Source organism: Pseudomonas sp. NPDC089428 (genome assembly GCF_044749325.1).
Lineage (GTDB): Bacteria > Pseudomonadota > Gammaproteobacteria > Pseudomonadales > Pseudomonadaceae > Aquipseudomonas.
In genome coordinates this window covers 46,201-63,818 of record NZ_JBIVHT010000010.1, presented here as the reverse complement: position 1 = coordinate 63,818, position 17,618 = coordinate 46,201, and the positions used below count along the sequence as shown (strand labels likewise).

Annotated in this window: 15 protein-coding genes and 1 pseudogene; 8 read left to right on the top strand and 8 right to left on the bottom strand. The window is 64.7% G+C overall.

Annotated elements, in window-relative coordinates; genetic code table 11:
- Position 1 precedes the first annotated feature (1 nt).
- Positions 2-838, bottom strand: coding sequence for a TlpA family protein disulfide reductase (locus ACIPZ5_RS18845; RefSeq protein WP_261943302.1), 837 nt, complete (start codon positions 836-838; stop codon positions 2-4).
- Positions 838-2,550, bottom strand: a complete 1,713-nt coding sequence (dsbD, locus tag ACIPZ5_RS18840; RefSeq protein WP_400810085.1) for a protein-disulfide reductase DsbD — start codon at positions 2,548-2,550, stop codon at positions 838-840. Before dsbD ends, ACIPZ5_RS18845 begins: the two co-directional genes overlap by 1 nt.
- Positions 2,551-2,832: 282 nt before the next feature.
- Between dsbD and ACIPZ5_RS18835 the strand changes: the two genes are divergently transcribed.
- Genes ACIPZ5_RS18835 through ACIPZ5_RS18815 form a run of 5 tightly spaced genes read left to right on the top strand, consistent with a single transcriptional unit; the run spans position 2,833 to position 8,945 of the window.
- The gene (locus ACIPZ5_RS18835) at positions 2,833-5,664 is read left to right on the top strand and encodes a xanthine dehydrogenase family protein molybdopterin-binding subunit (RefSeq protein WP_261943304.1); all 2,832 of its coding nucleotides are present in this window, start codon (positions 2,833-2,835) and stop codon (positions 5,662-5,664) included.
- The gene (locus ACIPZ5_RS18830; protein WP_400810083.1) at positions 5,657-6,193 is read left to right on the top strand and encodes a (2Fe-2S)-binding protein; all 537 of its coding nucleotides are present in this window, start codon (positions 5,657-5,659) and stop codon (positions 6,191-6,193) included. Before ACIPZ5_RS18835 ends, ACIPZ5_RS18830 begins: the two co-directional genes overlap by 8 nt.
- A 2-nt stretch (positions 6,194-6,195) precedes the next feature.
- Positions 6,196-7,407, top strand: a complete 1,212-nt coding sequence (locus ACIPZ5_RS18825) for a cytochrome c (RefSeq protein WP_261943306.1) — start codon at positions 6,196-6,198, stop codon at positions 7,405-7,407.
- Positions 7,408-7,410: 3 nt separating this feature from the next.
- Positions 7,411-8,382, top strand: coding sequence for an XdhC family protein (locus tag ACIPZ5_RS18820; protein WP_400810081.1), 972 nt, complete (start codon positions 7,411-7,413; stop codon positions 8,380-8,382).
- Complete coding sequence (locus ACIPZ5_RS18815) at positions 8,379-8,945, top strand: nucleotidyltransferase family protein (RefSeq protein ID WP_343595885.1); 567 nt, start codon at positions 8,379-8,381, stop codon at positions 8,943-8,945. Before ACIPZ5_RS18820 ends, ACIPZ5_RS18815 begins: the two co-directional genes overlap by 4 nt.
- Before the next feature lie 9 nt (positions 8,946-8,954).
- Here the strand turns inward: ACIPZ5_RS18815 and ACIPZ5_RS18810 are convergent, their stop codons facing one another.
- The 4 genes and pseudogenes from ACIPZ5_RS18810 to ACIPZ5_RS18795 form a co-directional block, all read right to left on the bottom strand.
- Positions 8,955-9,578: a GAD-like domain-containing protein gene (locus ACIPZ5_RS18810; protein WP_400810079.1), complete on the bottom strand. Its 624-nt coding sequence runs from the start codon at positions 9,576-9,578 to the stop codon at positions 8,955-8,957.
- A 36-nt stretch (positions 9,579-9,614) separates the two neighbouring features.
- On the bottom strand, positions 9,615-10,232 hold the full coding sequence (locus ACIPZ5_RS18805) for a GAD-like domain-containing protein (RefSeq protein WP_400810078.1): 618 nt from the start codon (positions 10,230-10,232) through the stop codon (positions 9,615-9,617).
- Positions 10,233-10,262: 30 nt separating this feature from the next.
- Entirely contained in the window at positions 10,263-10,895 is a 633-nt protein-coding gene (locus ACIPZ5_RS18800) for a GAD-like domain-containing protein (protein WP_400810076.1), read from the bottom strand.
- 51 nt (positions 10,896-10,946) lie between these two features.
- Positions 10,947-11,297: pseudogene (locus ACIPZ5_RS18795) on the bottom strand (DUF6861 domain-containing protein); the annotation flags it as partial.
- A 306-nt stretch (positions 11,298-11,603) separates the two neighbouring features.
- Here ACIPZ5_RS18795 and ACIPZ5_RS18790 point away from each other — a divergent pair.
- From ACIPZ5_RS18790 to ACIPZ5_RS18780, 3 genes are all read left to right on the top strand, one after another.
- Positions 11,604-12,287: a response regulator transcription factor gene (locus ACIPZ5_RS18790; protein WP_085675894.1), complete on the top strand. Its 684-nt coding sequence runs from the start codon at positions 11,604-11,606 to the stop codon at positions 12,285-12,287.
- A complete protein-coding gene (locus ACIPZ5_RS18785) occupies positions 12,284-13,606 on the top strand; it encodes an ATP-binding protein (protein ID WP_343600015.1) in 1,323 nt (440 codons plus the stop codon). Before ACIPZ5_RS18790 ends, ACIPZ5_RS18785 begins: the two co-directional genes overlap by 4 nt.
- A gap of 216 nt (positions 13,607-13,822) precedes the next feature.
- Positions 13,823-15,214 carry an aspartate aminotransferase family protein gene (locus ACIPZ5_RS18780; protein WP_343600017.1) on the top strand — a complete coding sequence of 464 codons (1,392 nt, stop codon included), beginning with the start codon at positions 13,823-13,825 and terminating at the stop codon, positions 15,212-15,214.
- A 39-nt stretch (positions 15,215-15,253) separates the two neighbouring features.
- Here ACIPZ5_RS18780 and ACIPZ5_RS18775 read toward each other — a convergent pair whose 3' ends face one another.
- Both ACIPZ5_RS18775 and ACIPZ5_RS18770 read right to left on the bottom strand, forming a co-directional pair.
- Entirely contained in the window at positions 15,254-16,144 is an 891-nt protein-coding gene (locus tag ACIPZ5_RS18775; RefSeq protein WP_400810075.1) for a siderophore-interacting protein, read from the bottom strand.
- A gap of 55 nt (positions 16,145-16,199) precedes the next feature.
- Positions 16,200-17,615 carry an efflux transporter outer membrane subunit gene (locus ACIPZ5_RS18770; RefSeq protein WP_400810073.1) on the bottom strand — a complete coding sequence of 472 codons (1,416 nt, stop codon included), beginning with the start codon at positions 17,613-17,615 and terminating at the stop codon, positions 16,200-16,202.
- Between the last annotated feature and the right edge of the window lie 3 nt (positions 17,616-17,618).

The following is a 17,618-nucleotide window of genomic DNA, read 5'->3' as shown; positions in this document are numbered from 1 at the left end:
GTCAGTTTCCTTGTGCGGCAGGGGCGGGCGCCTTGGCCCGCGCGAAAGGTTCCAGGGCATGGCGCAGGCTGGCCCGCGACAGCTCGCCGAGGTGGCTGCCGATCAGGCGGCCGTCGGCGTCGTAGAACAAGGTGGTGGGCAGGGCCATCGAGCCAACCCGCTGGGCCAGCACGCCGGTGCCGTCGAAAAGCACGTGGGTCAGGCTCAGACCAGTGGTGGCCAGGAAGGTGGTGACGTTCTCGGGCGTTTCGCCCTGGTTGACGAAGATGAAGGTCACGTGGGGGTACTCGCCCTGGGCCTGCTGCAGCACTGGCATTTCCCGGCGGCATGGCGGGCACCAGGTGGCCCAGATATTGATCACCAGCGGCTTGCCACGGTAGCTGTGCAACGCCACGGACTGGCCAGCGGCATTGCGCAGGCTCAGTTCGGGCAAGGCGGTGCCCTTGCTGTACAGGTGGCTGCCCAGGCTGCTCAGGCCCCAGAACAGCGCACCGCTGAACAGTGCCCAGCCCAGCGGGCGACGCAAGGCAGGCTGGCGCCAGCCCTGCCAGAGGGTGGCGAGGACGATGCCGACCAGGCCCGACCAGAGCAGGAAACCGCCGTCACGGATGTCGATGACCTGCAGCAGGTCGTCGCGGTACATCGGCCAGTAGGCCAGTACGAAACCCAGGCGGGCGCACAGCAGGCCGATCAGGAACAGGTTGAACAGCGCCGATTCCGGGCTTTCGCCGCCCCGCCGGGCGACCCACCAGCCAACCAGGCAGGCCACGCCGAGGGCGGCGAGCATCAGCAGGTGGTTGAGCGCCATGGTCAGTGGGCCGAGGGTTACCGTCAGCATCAGCCTTGGCTCCGGGTCTGGGTCCAGTGTTGCAGGAACGCAGCGGCATCCACCTCACCCGTGATGCGCCGTGCGCGACGTTCTTCGCCTTCCGGGCCGAGCCAGATGATGCTGGGTGGGCCAGGTACCTGGTAGCGCTGCAGCAGGGCGCGGCTGGCCGCGGAGTCGGCGGTCACGTCCAGGCGCAGCAGGTGTACGCCGGCCAGGCTCGCTTGGATGTCGGGTCGGGAGAACACCTGCTTTTCCATGACCTTGCACGACACGCACCAGTCGGCGTAGTAGTCGACCATGACCCACTGGCCGCGGGCCTTCGCGGCATCGAGCTCGCGTTGCAAGGCTTCAGGGCTGCTGACCGTGACGAAGTGCTCGTCGGCCTTTTGCACCGCGGCGGGTGCTGGACCGCCAGCGAACGGCCGCAACGGTTGCCACAGGTCATCACCACCTGCAGCCGCGCCGACCAGCAGCAAACCACCCCACAATGCGCCCAGCAAGGGTACCGCGCGCAGTGCTGGCAAGCGCTGCAGCGCCGGCCAGCTGGCCCAGCCCAGGGCAATCAGCCAGGCGCCGCTCAGGGCCAGTACCACAGGCGCGGCAAGCAGGCTGCGCACCGTGTACAGGGCCATGGCCAGGAACACGAAACCAAAAACACCCTTGACCCGGTTCATCCAGGCCCCAGGGCGCGGCAGGTAGCGGTTGCCCAGGGTCACCAGCAACAGCAGCGGCACGCCCATGCCCAGGCCGAGGCTGAACAGCACCAGTGCGCCTTGCAGCACATCGCCACTCTGCGCGATGTACAGCAGTGCACCCGCCAGTGGCGCCGTCATGCACGGGCCGAGCAGCAGGCCGGACAGCGCGCCGAGCAACGCTGCACCGTACAGGTTGCCGCCTTGGGTGCCTTGGCCGGCGCGGTCCAGGCGATCGCGCAGGGCTGCCGGCAGCTGTAGCTCGAAGGCGCCGAACATCGGCAGGGCGAGGAGGATGAACAAGCCGGCCAGGCTGCCCAGCAGCCAGGGTTGCTGCAGCCACGCCTGCAGGCTGGCGCCCAGTAGTGCCGCGACCACGCCCAGGGCCGCGTACACCAGCGCCATGCTCAGCACATAGACCCCGGCCAGCAGCCAGCCACGCCGGGCACTGGCACCGTTGCCCAGGACCAGGCCGGCAAGGATCGGCAGCATTGGCAACGAGCAGGGGGTGAAGGCCAGCAACAGGCCCAGGCCGAAGAACGCCAGCAGGCTCCAGGCCAGGCTGGCGCTCTGCAGGCCGCTGGCCAGGGCCTGGTCGCTGGCTTGCTCGGCGGCCGGCGTCACGCTGCCACCCAGGTCGATGGCGGTGGTTTGCGGCGGGTAGCACAGGCCGGCGTCGGCGCAGCCCTGCCAGCCCAGGCGCAACTGGCCTTGGGCATTGGCCGGGATCAGCAATTCCAGCTGGTCGCGGTACACCGCGCTGTCACCGAAGAACTCGTCGTGGTGGTTCAGTGCCGGCGGCAGTTGCGGCTGTTGGTCGGGGGGCAAACCGTCGAACTTGAGGCGCTTCTGGTACAGGTAGTAACCCTGTTTGATCTGGAAGAACAGGCGCATCTGGCCGTCGGCCTGGCGGTCGTGGGTCAGCACGAACGCCTGGTTGACCGGCAGGAAGTCGGGTTTGACGTCGAACGGGTTGGCCTGCAACGGGCCGGCCAGGAGGAACGTCAGGAAGAGCAGAACGATGCGCATGTCTTCGCCTTGGCAGTACGGAATGGTGGCCATGCTGGCTGTGGTCGATTAACCCAAGGTTAACCGTTCCTGCCGAAGCGGGTGCTGCGCTGCCGCGTGTCGGCCCTCGACACACCGCGACATATTGTCGGCTTGACTTTGCTTATGCCCATACTCTTGTTGTAAAGTTGACGCAGGAGTCAGTTTTTTCTGGCTCACGCGTCAAGGTTCTCACCCTTCCGAGTTCCCCGCACAAGAATCAGAAAAAGATGGGCAGATACTCTTCTGCCCTGAGGATCAAGCATGTCCAACCGTGATATTTCCCGGCGCGCCTTCTTGCAAGGCGGCCTGATCGCTGGTGTCGGCGTGACCATGGCGCCACTTGGCAGCCAGGCATTTGCCGCCCTGATGGAGGAGCGCGTCACCACCTCGCCGCAAAAGTGGATGAACCATGACGGCAAGGCGCGTTTTCGCAACGACGCACTGTCCAAGGTCTGTGGCAACAAGGTCTTCGCCCGCGACATCCGCGCCAAGGACATGCCCGGCTGGCCGACCCAGCAAGGCCACGCGCTGCTGCTCAAGGCGACCAAGGTCGACCGCATCTATGCCGGCCATGACCTCAGCCTGCTCGGCGCCGACCTGCAGCCAGACCGTATCGTCACCGCCGCCGACCTGGCCAAGGACGGTATCGCCTGGCCCGAGGCCCATTCGCCCGACCCGCTGCTGCCGCCCGGCCAGGTGCCGATGTTCATCGGCCACCCGGTGGCGATCCTGATCTGGCACGACTTCGAGCGCTTCCGCCAGGCCAAGCGCAAGCTGCAGTTCAACGACAAGGCGATCACCTACGGCGCCCAGGCACCTCTGTACCAGCGTGACCCCTATGGCAGCTTCCGCTTCGTGCGTGTGGGCGGCGCTACGCCTTTCGATGACGATGAGTTCTCCAGCCTGAAGAACTCCATGCTGTTCCCCACCATCCTCAACCGCAAACCGGTGTGGTCGAAGCAGCCCAACCAGCACGGCGACCTGACCGAGCAGGGCCTGTTCTACGCCAAGCGCATGGGCGAGCAACTGGACAACCCGCCCGAGGACTGGTTGGTCTTCGACGAGCGCTACAAGACGCCGTCGATCGAGCCCGCCGCGCTGGAACCGGACAACGGCAACGGCTGGTACGACCCGGCGACCGGCACGCTTCACTTCGTGGTCGCGACCCAGTGCCCGTTCGAAGCGGCCCAGGAATGCGTGCACATGATCAAGCCGTCGCGCTTCGCCCTGAACACGCTGAACATGCACCCGGGCTACACCGTGGGTTACGGCTCCAAAGACAACAACATCTTCGTCTTCTACGCCGCCGTGGCCGCGCTGTATGGCGAGGGTGTGCCGGTGCGCCTGGCCAACGACCGCTACGAGCAGTTCCAGAGTGGCATCAAGCGCCATGCCTTCGACATCCGCTACCAGCTGGCCGTGGACAAGAAAGACAACCGCTTCAAGATCTTCCGCGCCGACATGAGCTGCGACGGCGGCGGGCGCATCAACTACAGCCCGTCGGTGGCCGCCGTGGGCGCCACCGCGGCGCAGTCGATCTACTACATGCCGCAGAACGACCTGTCGGTGACCGCTTACTTCTCCCGAGGTGTCGAGGCGGGGTCCATGCGCGGCTACGGCACCCTGCAGACCATGGCCGCCACCGAAATGATGGTCGATGAAATCGCCGGTCGCCTGGGCGTCGACGCCATCGACCTGCGCCGCGCCAACGCGCTGAAGTCGGGCATGAAGAACACCCAGGGTGCGGTCCCGGCCGGTGCCCTGCGCCTTTACGAGATCCTCGACAAGGCGGCCGTGCATGACTGGTGGCGCAACCGTGATGCACGCAAGCAACAGATGGACGCCAAGGACCCGGACCACTGGTACGGCGTCGGTTTTGCCATCTGCCAGAAGGACTTCGGCACCGGCTCCGAGGCGCCGATGGCCAGCATCGAGTTCAGCGCCGATGGCCGCATCAGCCTGCGCCACATCGGCACCGAACTGGGCACGGGCATGTCCACGTCCCAGGCGCTGGTGGTCAGCGACTTCCTCGGCCGCTCGGCCGACGAGGTGAAGACGGCGGTCACCGAATGGCCGGAGTTGCAGCTGACCACCAGCGGCAACCCGTACCTGATCAGCCAGCCCGAACAGGACGCCGCGCTGCGCAACCCGCGCTGGGTCGGCAAGCTGGCTTCGCCGTCGTCGGCGACCAACTCGGCGTTCTACTTCAGCCACGCCACCCGTGAAGCGGCCCGCGTGCTCTTCAACCACGGCCTGTGGCCGGCGGCCATGGCCATCTGGAGCCAGGGCCCGCACGGCGGCCAGGCCAACCCGCTGGTGGTGCGCCGCGAGAACGCGGTGTGGGTCAACGGCGAGCTGACCGGCAACGGCCTGGCGCCGATCCCGTTCGCCCAGCTGGCGCAGAAGGCTCACGAGATGGGCCTGGTCACCGGCGTCAGCGTCCACGGCTTCAACCGCTGGAGCTGGGCCGAGGCCGACTTCGTCATCGACGGCGTGCGCGAGCGCTTCCCGCTCGATGCCGTGGCGGTGAAGTACGGCGATGGCGCGGTGAATGCCAAGAAAGCGCAGATGAGTAGCCATGGCTACCACCTGCTCGACCGGCAGAACGCCGCGTACCCGGATACCCAACTGAACAACGCCATGGTCACCTACTACAGCCCGGTGGCGACCATAGTCGAGGTCAAGGTCAACAAGGGCACTCACGAAGTGCAGGTGCTCAACCATCACAGCTGGGTCGAGTGTGGCCGTGTGCTGGTGCCGGAACTGGTCAAAGGCCAGCTCGAAGGCGGTATCGCCATGGGCATCGGCCATGCACTGACCGAGGAAATGCCGTTGCACGAGGGTGGGCCCGGGGAGGGCGACTGGAACTTCAACCGCTACCGCCTGCCCCATGCGCGCGATGTGGCAGTGTGGAAGCAGACCAGCGAAATCCTCCCGCCGCTGTCACCGACCGATCCATCCAAGGGCATCGCCGAAGTGGTGATGATCCCGGTCGTCGGTGCCATCGGCAACGCCGTGGCGCATGCCATTGGCAAGCGCGTGCGCGATCTCCCCATCACCCCAGCCCGTATCAAGGAGGCCCTCAATGGCTAACCGTCCACTGCAACTGACCCTCAACGGTCAACCGGTCGGCCCGGTCGAGGTCCCTGATGACCTGGCGATGATCGACTACCTGCACGAACACCAGAACCTCACAGGTTCCCGCCTGGGCTGCGGCCAGGGCATCTGCCACGCCTGCGTGGTGATCGTCGACAACCCCGATGGCACCAGCGAGGAAGTGCGCACCTGCATCACCGGCGCGCATTACTTCGAGGGCAAGAAGGTCCGTACCATCGAGGGCCATGCCAAACAGGACGAGGCTGGCAACCTGACGCTGAACCCGATCCAGCAGAAGTTCGTCGACCTGTTCGCCTTCCAGTGCAGCTATTGCGCACCGGGCTTCGTCAACGCCGCCACGGTGCTGGTTGAAACCGCCCAGCGCCAGCCGTTGAAGAAGAGCGAAGTGGAAGAGCGCATCGAGGCCAGCCTCGGCCACCACATCTGCCGCTGCACCGGGTACGTGCGTTACTACGACGCCACCCGCACGGTGCTCAATGACCTCGGCCTGGTCAAGGAGGGTTGAGCATGGGCTTCGTTCGCAGCACTCTCGCGCTGGCCCTGGGCCTTGCCGTCGTTTCGCAGGCACTGGCGGCCGACGAGGCGCAGGTCAAGCGGGGTGAATACCTGGCCCGTGCGGCCGACTGCATGGCCTGCCACACGGCCGAAGGCGGCGCACCGTTTGCCGGTGGCCTGCCGATCCATTCACCGTTCGGCACCATCTATGGCAGCAACATCACCCCTGACAAGCAGCACGGCATTGGCAGCTACACGGCCGACGAGTTCTTCGCTGCCGTCACCGAGGGCAAGCGCAAGGATGGCGCCAACCTCTATCCGGCCATGCCTTACACCTCGTACCACCTGATCAAGCGGGAAGACTCGGACGCGATCCTGGCCTACCTGATGACCATCCCGCCGATCAACCGCCCGGCGCCGGAAACCAAATTGAGTTTCCCGTTCAACGTGCGCCTGGGCTTGACTGGCTGGAACATGCTGTACGGCAAGAGCGTGCAGTTGCAGCCAACCGAAGGCAAGAGCCCGGCCTGGCAGCGTGGGCAGTACATGGTCGAGGTCATGGGCCACTGTGGCGAGTGCCATACGCCGCGCAACCCGATCGGTGCACTGCAACAGGACAAGCGCCTGACTGGTGGCCTTCTGGCCGGCTACCTGGCGCCGAGCCTGCTGGCCCAGGATCTGGCCGACCGTGGCTGGACCCAGCCGGACCTGACCACCTTCCTCAAGCATGGCATCAGCGCCCAGGGCAGCATGTTCAACGAGATGTTCCCGGTGGTGCACCACAGCACCCAGCATCTTGAAGACGCCGACCTGGCAGCCATGGCCACGTACCTGCTGGGTGACCAGCCGCCGAAGGCCAAGGTGATCGAGGCGGTGCCCCTGGAGCAGCTTACCGAGAGCGCCAAGCGTGGCCGCCAGCAGTACCTGAACGTCTGCGCCGGCTGCCACGGTGTGGACGGTGAGGGCAAGCCGCACATTGCCGTGGCCATGCAGGGCAATACCGTGTTGCGCCAGGATGACTCACGCAACCTGGCCAAGGCGATCCTCGACGGCATCCGTGAACAGCAGTTCACCGGCTTCGAGCGCATGCAGCCGATGCCGGGCTTTGCCGACAAGCTCGACGACCAGCAAGTGACAGACATGCTCAACTACCTGCGCCAGGCCTGGGGTGGACTGCCCGGCGACCTGACCGTACAGCAGCTCGCCGAGCTGAAGGCAGAGTAAACCGTGCAGCATCTCGATCTCCAGGTGATCAGCCAGGCCTTGCAGTGGTCGTGCAACGGCCAGCGGGTGTGGTTGTGCACGGTCCTCGCCACCTACGGCTCGGCGCCTCGTGCGCCGGGCTCGCTGCTGGCGGTCAACGCCAGCGGCCAGTGGCTGGGGTCGCTGTCGGGCGGCTGCGTCGAAGATGACTTCCTCGAACGCGTGGCACGGGGTGAATTCCCCGAGCCGATTGCCATCGTGCGCTATGGCGATGGCAGCGACACGCGTTCGAGCATTCGCCTGCCTTGTGGTGGTGTGCTCGAAGTGCTGGTGGAAAACCTGCCGGCCGACTGCGCAGTGCAGGCTCATTTGCGTGAGCTGGAAGGCGCACTGCGCGGGCAGCGCCGGCTGCTGCGCGAAGTGCGCCTGCCGCAAGGTGATCGCCAGCTCAGCGATGACCACGCCCAGGGGCCGCGCGTGGAGCGTGCAAGCGGCTGCGTGCGCTTGCGTGTCGGCGCTGCCCAGCGCCTGCTGCTGGCCGGGTACTCCAGCGTTGCGCACTTCTGTGCCGAGTTCGGTAAAGGGATGGGCTTTGAAGTCATTCTCTGCGACCCACGTGACGAGGTGCTCGAGGGTGTGGTGCTGGACGGCATCGAGGTGCGCCGTGAGCTGCCGTCGGAATTCATCGCCAATGGTGGTTGCCATGCCGACACAGCGGTGGTTGCATTGACCCATGATCCGAAAATCGATGACCTGGCCATGCTTGAAGCGGTGCGTACCGAAGCGTTCTACATCGGCGTGATGGGCTCGAAGGCCACCTCCGACAAACGTCGCGAACGCTTGCGCCGCATAGGCGGCCTGGGCTACGACGAGCTGGCGCGTATCCACGCGCCGATCGGCCTCAACCTGGGCAGCAAGACCCCGGCCGAGATTGCCCTGGCAGTGCTTGCCGATATCCTGCGCCTGCGCAACGGTATTGAGCGGGCTGCGCTGTGAGTGTGGTGGCGCTGGTATTGGCGGCCGGCAGCAGCGTGCGTTTCGGTGCTGACAAGCGGCGGGCGCTGATGGCCGATGGTCGTAGCTTGCTGGCGCACAGTGTCGAACGTGCCTGCGCGGTGTTCGATGACGTGCGGGTGGTGTTGCGTGACGGCGAGCGGGGCGAGGAGCTGGGGTTGCCATCGGTATGCCGGGTCATCGCCAGCGCGGATTACACGCAGGGTATGGGCCATAGCCTGGCGGCGGGCGCTGCTTCGCTGGTCGATAGCAAGGCGCAGGCAGTGGCGATTCTGCTGGGTGACATGCCCTGGGTGGAACTCGGGACCCTTGGTTTGCTTGCACGCGAGGCCAGTGGGTCGACGATAGTCCTGCCTTGTCATGCCGGGCAGCAGGGCCATCCGGTGCTGTTCGGGCGTGATTTCTGGCCAGCGCTAGCGCAGCTGACGGGCGATGAAGGGGCGCGTTCGGTGGTCAGGGCCAATCCGGGCAGTTGCGTCAGGCTGGCAGTCGACGATGCCGGGGTGCTGCGGGATATCGATACGCCCGATGCACTGCGCCAATGAGCGTCGGCTTTATTCATCTTCTTCATCATCGAATGCATAAGGTTGTAGTTCGCTCAGCTGGGAAAGCAGAATCAGATGCACGTCGGCCTTGAGTCGCTGGAGATTGGCCAGGCTTGCAGGCCCGCCCAGCATCAATGCCGGGACGAAGCCATACATCTCGTCTGGCGCCAACGTCCCTAGTGTTTCCCTGGCCGATTCGAACAGGCCCAGGTCGATCCCTTCAGTCATGACCCACATAAGCAGCCCTTGGATCTTCGCGTCACGCTCTTCGTCGGTCGAGCTGCATGCGCCTTCGATGTATTGGGATGCGTAGGCAGTGATGGTCAGGACTGAGCCGGTTTCTTCGCCCCACAGATACAGCTCGCCGAAAGCGCTGCGCGCGATGAGGTGGTAGGTGTCCTGGGTTTCGAAGTGAGTGCCGGCGAGCCAGTAAGCTACGACATCTTCGTATTCCTGCGGGTTGACCATCCAGAACAGGCCACCGCCGTAGCCGCACCAGCCGTGGTCTTGCCAGTAGGTCAGGAGTTGGTTGGGGAGTTTGCCTTTGTAATGGGCAAGAGCGGATGGGGGGACGGATTGATGGGCGATGGGGTCGTTGAAGGTTTCTAGGAAGATGGAGAAGAGTACGTTCATTTTTTAGATCCTTTTATCGCTGATGGGTAAGTCTTTTCAAAAGTCGGAAAAGCTGTAGGGTTCGAAAGCGCAAAGCTGAGACAGCAGCACCAGGTGTTCGATAGCTTTCAATTTTTCAAGATTCTCGAGTCGAGTGGGGCCTCCAAATACTAGAGCCGGAACAAAGCCGTACATTTCGTCCGGGCCCAGTATGCCGAGATTGTTTTTAGCAGGCTCAAACATGTCACCGAAGTCATTGGAGTCCAAACATCTACTGGCAAAAAAATTCTGCACCCGTCTGTTCATGTCAGTCGTTGTCAATTCATATTTTCTTCCAATGTAACGGCCTACATGCGGTACAATTTTTAGTGAGAATCCCGTTTTCTCACCAAACAGGTAAAGGTCACCAAATGCTCCGCGGGCTATGAGGTGAAATCGGTCGTACGCTTCCAACCCTGCGCTGTTGAGCATGGACGCGACCACGCTTTCATAATCTTGGGGGTTTACGGTCCAGAACATTCCATCACCGTATCCACACCATCCATGTTCGCTCCAGTACTGCAGAAGTCTGTCCGGTAGTTTTCCCTTATAGCGTTCAATGGCGGATGTGGGCACCTCCTGCCTGTGCATGGGTTGACCGACTTCTTCAATGAAAACAGAAAATGCTTCGTCCATGTAATGGCCTCCGGTATATGTTAGTGATGGCTAATGCCCGGGTGGAAAGTCCCCTGTCGACACATAGGGGCGAAGATCTGAAAGTTGTGCCAGAAAACTTAGATGTTCCACTGATTTTACCTTTTCAAGGTGGTTGAATGACCCTGATCCGCCCAACATGATGGCGGGGGTGAAGCCGTACATTTCATCCGCGGTAAGCGCGCCTAGCTTCTCATAAGCGGGGTCGAACATATCTCCGTAGTTGTTGGAATCAAAGCTGATTGATAGAAGAAAAGCGGGGAACCCTTTGTCTAGGTCTACACCGGTGTAAATTGATGTTCGGGTTACGTAACTTGACAGGATGCTGGTTATTTTAAGTGAGGCGCCTGTATTCTCGCCCCAGAAATACATGTCTCCGAACGCACTGCGTGCTATGAGGTGATATTTGTCGCGCTTCGAGTGCTCAGTGCCGTTTAGCCAGGTGTCGACTACGCACTCGTACTCTGCGGGGTTCACCAACCAAAAAATACCTTTGCCAAACCCGCTCCATCCATATTGGCTCCAGTGTTCTAGAAGCTGATGAGGTAGTTTTCCTTTGTATTGCTCAATAACGGTATTCGGCACGATTTGTCGGCAGGTTGGTAGGCCGATTTTCTCTACTAATCTAGCGAATAATCTATCCATTTATATTCCCGGTGCTTAGCATCTGTGCAGCTTTACATTTGCAACCCCGCCGGGAAATGCACCGACGCCGCCGGCGAAGGCACCGATGCCGGCACCGAGCAGGCCGCCAGTGAGGGCGCTGCCGGCGACGATCATCGCCATCTGCTCGGCGACGCCGAGCAGGTCGTTGAGGATGCTTTTGATGTCGAGGTCGGCGAAGCGCTGGCGCAGCAGTTCGCCCGCTACCCATTCGGCTTTGTAGAAAGCGCGCCGCACGCTGTCGACACGGCGCAGGTTGAGGGCCAGTGACGGCACTTCTTCGTTGAGGTAGGTACGGAAATGGGCGCCTCCCTGATAGCCCATTTCATCGGTGATGCGTGACTCGATATCGTGCCAGGTGGGCACGATGTGCCAGAGCAGCATGAGGCGTCTCCCTGCCAGTTTTGTGCAGGGGAATCACAACATGGGGTGGGGGTAGGACGTTCCTGAGTCAGTTGTAGGAAAAGTCGATTCGATGCTGGTGGGGACGTTGGGGATTGGGTTGATGCTGCGAGGGGTACGGCTGGAGGGATTTGGCGCCCTTGAGATCGAGCGCCGCCCGCGCGGCGCTCGATCTCAAGGGCGCTGCAAGGCTTTCGACGTACCCCATCACCCCCACAAAAAGGTCCATAATCCCCCCTTAATCCCCCCATAGTGCAATGCCAGCCACACCACTCCGGGAGCCCCACCATGCACGTTCTGCTCTGCGAGGACGACGACCTGATCGCCAGCGGCATCTGCGCCGGCCTCACCGCCCAGGGCCTGACTGTCGACCGCGTGGCCAATGCCGCCAGTGCCCGGGCCCTGCTGCAGGCGGCACAGTTCGACGTGATGATCCTCGACCTCGGCCTGCCCGACGAAGATGGCCTCAAACTGCTGCGCCGCCTGCGCCAGCAGGGTGTGGATCTGCCGGTGCTGGTACTCACCGCACGCGATGCGGTCACCGACCGGGTCGATGGCCTGCAGGCGGGCGCCGACGACTACCTGCTCAAACCCTTCGACCTGCGCGAACTGGCTGCGCGCCTGCATACCCTGCTGCGCCGGGTAGCGGGGCGGGCGGTCAACGTGATCGAGCATGGCCCGCTGCGCTACGACCCGAGCAGCTGCGAAGCGACCCTGGCCGGCCAGCCTGTGGACCTGTCGCGGCGTGAACAGGCGCTGCTCCAGGCCTTGCTGCAGAACCCCGGCCGGGTGCTGTCCAGCGAACAGCTCAAAGACTGCGTGTACGGCTTCAGCGATGAGGTCGAAAGCAACGCGCTGAACGTGCATATCCACCACCTGCGGCGCAAGCTCGGCAACAGCATCGTCGAGACCGTGCGTGGCCTGGGCTATCGCCTGGGGCCTGCACAGGCGCCGCAAGAGGCTGCGTCATGAGCCTGCGGGTACGCCTGAGCCTGATCCTCGGCAGCGCCTTCATCATCATCTGGGCACTGGCGGCGGCGTGGATGTTGCGCGACCTGCGCCAGCAGATGATGTTCTCCCTCGACCAGCGTCTGGTGGCCTCGGCACGCATGGTCGCTGGGCTGATCGACCAGTTGCCGCAACCGCTGGCGGCCAAGGGCGAGGATGCGCATTTTTCCGCCGATCAGTTGAGCGTGCCCGATGGCATGGCCTGCCAGGTGAGTTCCCTGCGCGGCGAGATCCTCGCCAGCAACCACAAGCATGACGGCGCCATGGACGACCAGCGCAGCGGCTTCCGCGACCAGACCATCGATGGCGCGCTGTGGCGCACCTTCACCTACAGCCACGGTGACGTGCGCATCACCACCGCCGACCGGCACATGGAGCGCGAGGCACTGAACCAGTCGATTCTGCTGGCGGCCTCGGCACCGGTGCTGATGGCCCTGCTCGGCAGCCTCGGCCTGCTGTGGATCGGCTTGGGCAAAGGCCTGGAGCCACTCAATCGCATGCGTGATGCACTGCGCCGACGGCGTGCCGACAGTGTCGAGCCGTTGCAGGTGGCCGGTTTGCCCAGCGAACTGCAACCGTTGCTCGAGACCCAGAACCAGCTGTTCCTGCGTATTGCCCAGACCATCGAGCGCGAACGGCGCCTGACCGACGATGCCGCCCACGAACTGCGCAGCCCGTTGACGGCCATCAAGACCCACCTGCAGGTGGCGCGCATGACCGACGGCGCAGTGCGCGAGCAGGCGCTGGAGCATGCCGAGCAAGGCGCCGATCGCATGCACCGGACCCTGGAGCAGCTGCTGATGCTGGCGCGGGTCGAGGGCAGCCTGTCGTTCGAGGACGGTGTGCAGTGCAGCGCCGAGCAGGTTGCCCGCCAGGCGGTGCAGGATGCTGGCGGCGGTGACAACCGGCGCATCGTCCTGCGCCTGCCCGAAGAGGCGACGCAGATCTACCTGGGCATGCCTGCGCCGCTGGCGGTGGCGGCGTTGCGCAACCTGCTCGACAACGCCTTGCGCCACGGTGGCGATACCGAGGTGGAGCTGGAGGTGCAGATGGCCGACGGGCAGGTGGGGTTCATGGTGCGTGACCATGGGCCGGGCATTGCCGAAGCCGACCTGCAGCACCTGACCGAGCGCTTCTGGCGCAATGGCCAGAGCGGTGGGTGTGGGTTGGGGCTGGCGATCGTACAGGCGATCGTGCAGCGCTGTGCCGGCAGCCTCAGGTTTGACAGTCGCAGTGATGGGTTGCGGGTGGTGCTGCAGGTGCCAGCCCGTTCGGCCAGCTGATCTTTACTGCCTGTACCGGCCCTTTCGCGGGGCAAGCCCGCTCCCACAGGATCAGCACAGATTTCAAGTAATGTGGCGTACCTGTGGGAGCGGGCTTGCCCCGCGAAAGGGCCAGCACAGGCTAACGAAATTCCTGTAACAACCGCTAAATCCTCCCCGCACTCAAGCGTTTTCCAAGCGATGACTGCCCATTCGCTTGCTTGCGAGGATTCACCCATGTCCACCGCTACCAGCCTTGCCCAGCTACCGCCGGCCAGTGCGCCGCAACCGTTGTACGAATTCAGTGACTCGCCCTTGCTGCAGCGTCAGCAGCAACAGGAATCCAACGCCCGCAGCTACCCCCGGCGCATCCCGCTGGCGCTCAAGCGTGCCCGCGGTATCCACGTCGAGGACGTCGAAGGCCGCCAGTTCATCGACTGCCTGGCTGGCGCAGGGACCCTGGCCCTGGGCCACAACCACCCCGTGGTGATCGAAGCCATCCAGCGCGTGCTGGCCGACGAACTGCCGCTGCATACCCTGGACCTGACCACGCCGGTCAAGGACCGCTTCGTCCAGGACCTGTTCGGCATCCTGCCCGAAGCCCTGCGCCGCGAGGCCAAGGTGCAGTTCTGCGGGCCGACCGGCACCGACGCTGTGGAGGCGGCGCTCAAGCTGGTGCGCGGTGCCACCGGGCGCAGCACCGTGCTGGCCTTCCACGGCGCCTACCACGGCATGAGCCAGGGCGCGCTGAGCCTGATGGGCAGCCACGGTCCCAAGCAGCCGCTGGGCGCGCTGCTGAGCAATGGCGTGCAGTTCATGCCATACCCTTACGACTACCGTTGCCCGTTCGGCCTGGGCGGTGAAGCCGGGGTCAAGGCCAACCTGCACTACCTTGAAAACCTGCTGCTGGACCCGGAAAGCGGCGTGCCGCTGCCGGCAGCGGTGATCCTTGAAGTGGTACAGGGCGAGGGCGGGGTGATCCCGGCCGATATCGCATGGCTCAAGGGCGTGCGGCGTATCACCGAGCAGGCTGGCGTGGCGCTGATCGTCGACGAGATCCAGAGCGGCTTCGCCCGTACCGGGCGGATGTTCGCCTTCGAGCATGCCGGCATCGTGCCGGACGTGGTCACGTTGTCCAAGGCCATTGGTGGCAGCCTGCCGCTGGCGGTGGTGGTGTACCGCGACTGGCTGGATACCTGGAAGCCAGGCGCCCATGCCGGCACCTTCCGCGGCAATCAGATGGCCATGGCTGCCGGTTCGGCGGTGATCAACTACCTGGTCGAGCATCGCCTGGCCGAACATGCCGAGGCCATGGGCCTGCGCTTGCGTGATCACCTGCAGCGGCTGCAACGGGATTATCCGCAATTGGGCGATATCCGTGGCCGTGGCTTGATGCTCGGCGTGGAACTGGTCGATCCGCAGGGGCAGCCCGATGCGCTGGGCCACCCGCCTGCCAATCGGCTGCTGGCCCCCAAGGTTCAGCGCGAATGCCTCAAGCGTGGCCTGATCCTCGAACTGGGCGGGCGCCATGGCGCCGTGGTGCGCTTCCTGCCGCCGCTGATCATCAGCGCACAGCAGATCGACGAGGTCGCGCAGCGCTTTGCCGAGGCAGTGGCCGCAGCCGTTTGAATCCGAAAGGGCCGCGTTGCGGCCCTTTCGCTTGTCCTGCTAGTCGCAGGTTTCACCCTGGCGCCAATACCCCATTGTCATCAGGCGGTCGCGCTGCAGCCCGCGCTGCTTGGTCAGGTACCGGCGAATATCCAGCACCGTCGCCGACTCCCCGGCCACCCAGGCATAGAACGCGCTTTCCAGCGGCAGGTTCGCCAGTTCGCGCACGGCGTGCTGCATGGCCTGGCCATGGTCACAGCGCAACAGCTCGCGGGGCAGCCAGTGCAGGCGAGTTTTGGCGCTGTGGCGCAGGGGCAGGCAATCAGCCTCGTGCGGGACTTCGATGAAGGCTTCCACGGCCAGTTCGGGCTGGTGCTCTGCCAGCGTTTCGAGAATGCCAGCGATGGCGGGCAGTGCCGTTTCGTCGCCGATCAGCAGGGCATGGCGGGTACCTTGCGGCGGCTTCCACTCATAGCCGCCGGGATCACCGGCGTAGGCCAGGTTCGGCGCCACCATCAGCAGCCGATCGCCCTCCTGGGCATGGGTCGCCCAGGCCGAGGCTGGCCCATTGACCCCGTGCAGCACGAAGTCCACGTCGACTTCCAGGGCATCCGCGCGCAAGGCGCGGATGGTGTAGGTGCGCATGGCTGGGCGTTGTTCGGCGGGCAGCGCGCTGTGGGCGGTCTTCCAGTGCACGTCGTGGGGCAGGGTCGGCAATGAACCATCGGCAGCGGGGAACAGCAGCTTCACGCGCTGATCGGGCGCCAGAGTGTGCATGAGCGCGACATCCGGGCCGGTGAACACCAGGCGTGCGAACGATGGGCTGAGGTTGATGCGCCGGGCGAGCACCAGGTCGAACGCGCGGTAGGCCCGGGCGCCTGGGGCTTGGCCCTGGATCAGGCGGCGCAGGCCTTGTTGCCAGGCCTGGAGCATGCTGGCGGAGCGGGGCATGGGGAAATCCTCTTGCAAGCGGCTTTCCCTATGAACGAGTTGCGCGTGCGGCGAATTAACCGTTGTCCGCGTTCGCTACCTGCCAGCCACCGCCCAACGCCTTGTACAACGCCACGCTGCCCTGCAGGCGCGCCAGGCGCAACTGAGCCTGCTGGTCCTGGGCGAGATAGAGCGTGCGCTGGGTTTGCAGCACGCTCAGCAGGGTTTCGGCCCCGGCTGCGTAGCGCCGCTGGGCCAGGTCGAAGGCCAGGCGCGCCTGTTCGACTTCCTGGTCCTGCCAATGGCGCTGCTGTTCGACGCCACGGATCGCATTGAGGGCCTTCTCGACATCGGCGAAGCCGGCCAGGATGCTGCTCCGGTAGCTTTCCAGCAGCTCGTCCTGCTCGGCTTCGGCCAACTGCTGTGCCGCTCGCAGCCGGCCATTGTTGAAGATCGGTGCGACCAGGCCGGCGGTCAGGGTGTAATAAGTGCTGTCGAAGACCTCGGCGAGGGTGCGTGCGCCGGTGCCGAGGTTGGCGCCCAAGGTCACTTTTGGCAGCAGGGCGGCCCTGGCCACCTGAACATTGGCGTTGGCGGCAGCCAGGCGTGCTTCGGCGGCGGCGATGTCCGGGCGGCGGGTCAGCAGTTCGCTGGGTACGCCGCTGCCAATGCGCGGCCAGTTCACGGCTTGTAGCGCTTCGCGCGTGGCGGGCAGGGCCTGGACCGGGTCGCCCAGCAGGGTGGCCAGGGTCACGCGGTTGTCCTGCCACTGCTGTTCGAGCAGCGGCACTTGCCGCTCCTGGGCCGCCACCAGGCTGCGCTGCTGGGCCAGTTCCAGACGTGTCGCAGAGCCGGCGCGCTGACGTGTTTCGACCAGGGCGAGGACATCGCGGGCATTACGCAGGTTGAGGCGGGCAATGCGCAGTTGTTCTTCCAGGGCCAGGCCCTGCAGGTAACTGTTGGCCACGCTGCTGACCAGTGTCAGTTCCACCGTCTGGCGGTCGAAGCGGCTGGCGGCGAGGCTGTGCAGGGCGCTTGAGCGGGCCGCGCGCAGGCCACCCCAGAAGTCGATCTCGTAGCTGGCGACCAGCTGCATGCCGAATGAGGTGCTGGTCGGTTCGTACTTGCTGACATCGAGCTGGTCATAGCCCTCGCCATGCAGCAGGCGCTGGCGGCTGCCGTCTAGCTCGAAGCTGAGCTCCGGCAGCAGCGGCGCCCCGGCGATGACCGCCCGGGCCTGGGCCTGGCGCACGCGCGCCGTGGCGGCGGCAAGGTCGTGGGCATTGTGCCGGGCGCGTGCGACCAGGCGGTCCAGCTCGGCACTGTCGAAGGCGTGCCACCACTGGGCCGACGGCAGGCTGGCAGAGGCCTGGGCGGTTGCGCCTTGCCAGGCTGAGGGGGCGGCGATGCCGCTGGGTGGCGCCGGTGGCAGGCTGCAGGCGGCGAGGCCCAGGCACAGGGACAACAGGCTGATGCGGCTTGGCAGGGTCATGGG

Excerpts from the sequence above, each read along its gene's own strand:
- ACIPZ5_RS18845 (WP_261943302.1), bottom strand. The coding sequence starts at position 838 with ATGCTGACGGTAACCCTCGGCCCACTGACCATGGCGCTCAACCACCTG.
- dsbD (WP_400810085.1), bottom strand. The coding sequence starts at position 2,550 with ATGCGCATCGTTCTGCTCTTCCTGACGTTCCTCCTGGCCGGCCCGTTG.
- ACIPZ5_RS18835 (WP_261943304.1), top strand. The coding sequence starts at position 2,833 with ATGTCCAACCGTGATATTTCCCGGCGCGCCTTCTTGCAAGGCGGCCTG.
- ACIPZ5_RS18830 (WP_400810083.1), top strand. The coding sequence starts at position 5,657 with ATGGCTAACCGTCCACTGCAACTGACCCTCAACGGTCAACCGGTCGGC.
- ACIPZ5_RS18825 (WP_261943306.1), top strand. The coding sequence starts at position 6,196 with ATGGGCTTCGTTCGCAGCACTCTCGCGCTGGCCCTGGGCCTTGCCGTC.
- ACIPZ5_RS18810 (WP_400810079.1), bottom strand. The coding sequence starts at position 9,578 with ATGAACGTACTCTTCTCCATCTTCCTAGAAACCTTCAACGACCCCATC.
- ACIPZ5_RS18805 (WP_400810078.1), bottom strand. The coding sequence starts at position 10,232 with ATGGACGAAGCATTTTCTGTTTTCATTGAAGAAGTCGGTCAACCCATG.
- ACIPZ5_RS18800 (WP_400810076.1), bottom strand. The coding sequence starts at position 10,895 with ATGGATAGATTATTCGCTAGATTAGTAGAGAAAATCGGCCTACCAACC.
- ACIPZ5_RS18790 (WP_085675894.1), top strand. The coding sequence starts at position 11,604 with ATGCACGTTCTGCTCTGCGAGGACGACGACCTGATCGCCAGCGGCATC.
- ACIPZ5_RS18785 (WP_343600015.1), top strand. The coding sequence starts at position 12,284 with ATGAGCCTGCGGGTACGCCTGAGCCTGATCCTCGGCAGCGCCTTCATC.
- ACIPZ5_RS18780 (WP_343600017.1), top strand. The coding sequence starts at position 13,823 with ATGTCCACCGCTACCAGCCTTGCCCAGCTACCGCCGGCCAGTGCGCCG.
- ACIPZ5_RS18775 (WP_400810075.1), bottom strand. The coding sequence starts at position 16,144 with ATGCCCCGCTCCGCCAGCATGCTCCAGGCCTGGCAACAAGGCCTGCGC.
- ACIPZ5_RS18770 (WP_400810073.1), bottom strand. The coding sequence starts at position 17,615 with ATGACCCTGCCAAGCCGCATCAGCCTGTTGTCCCTGTGCCTGGGCCTC.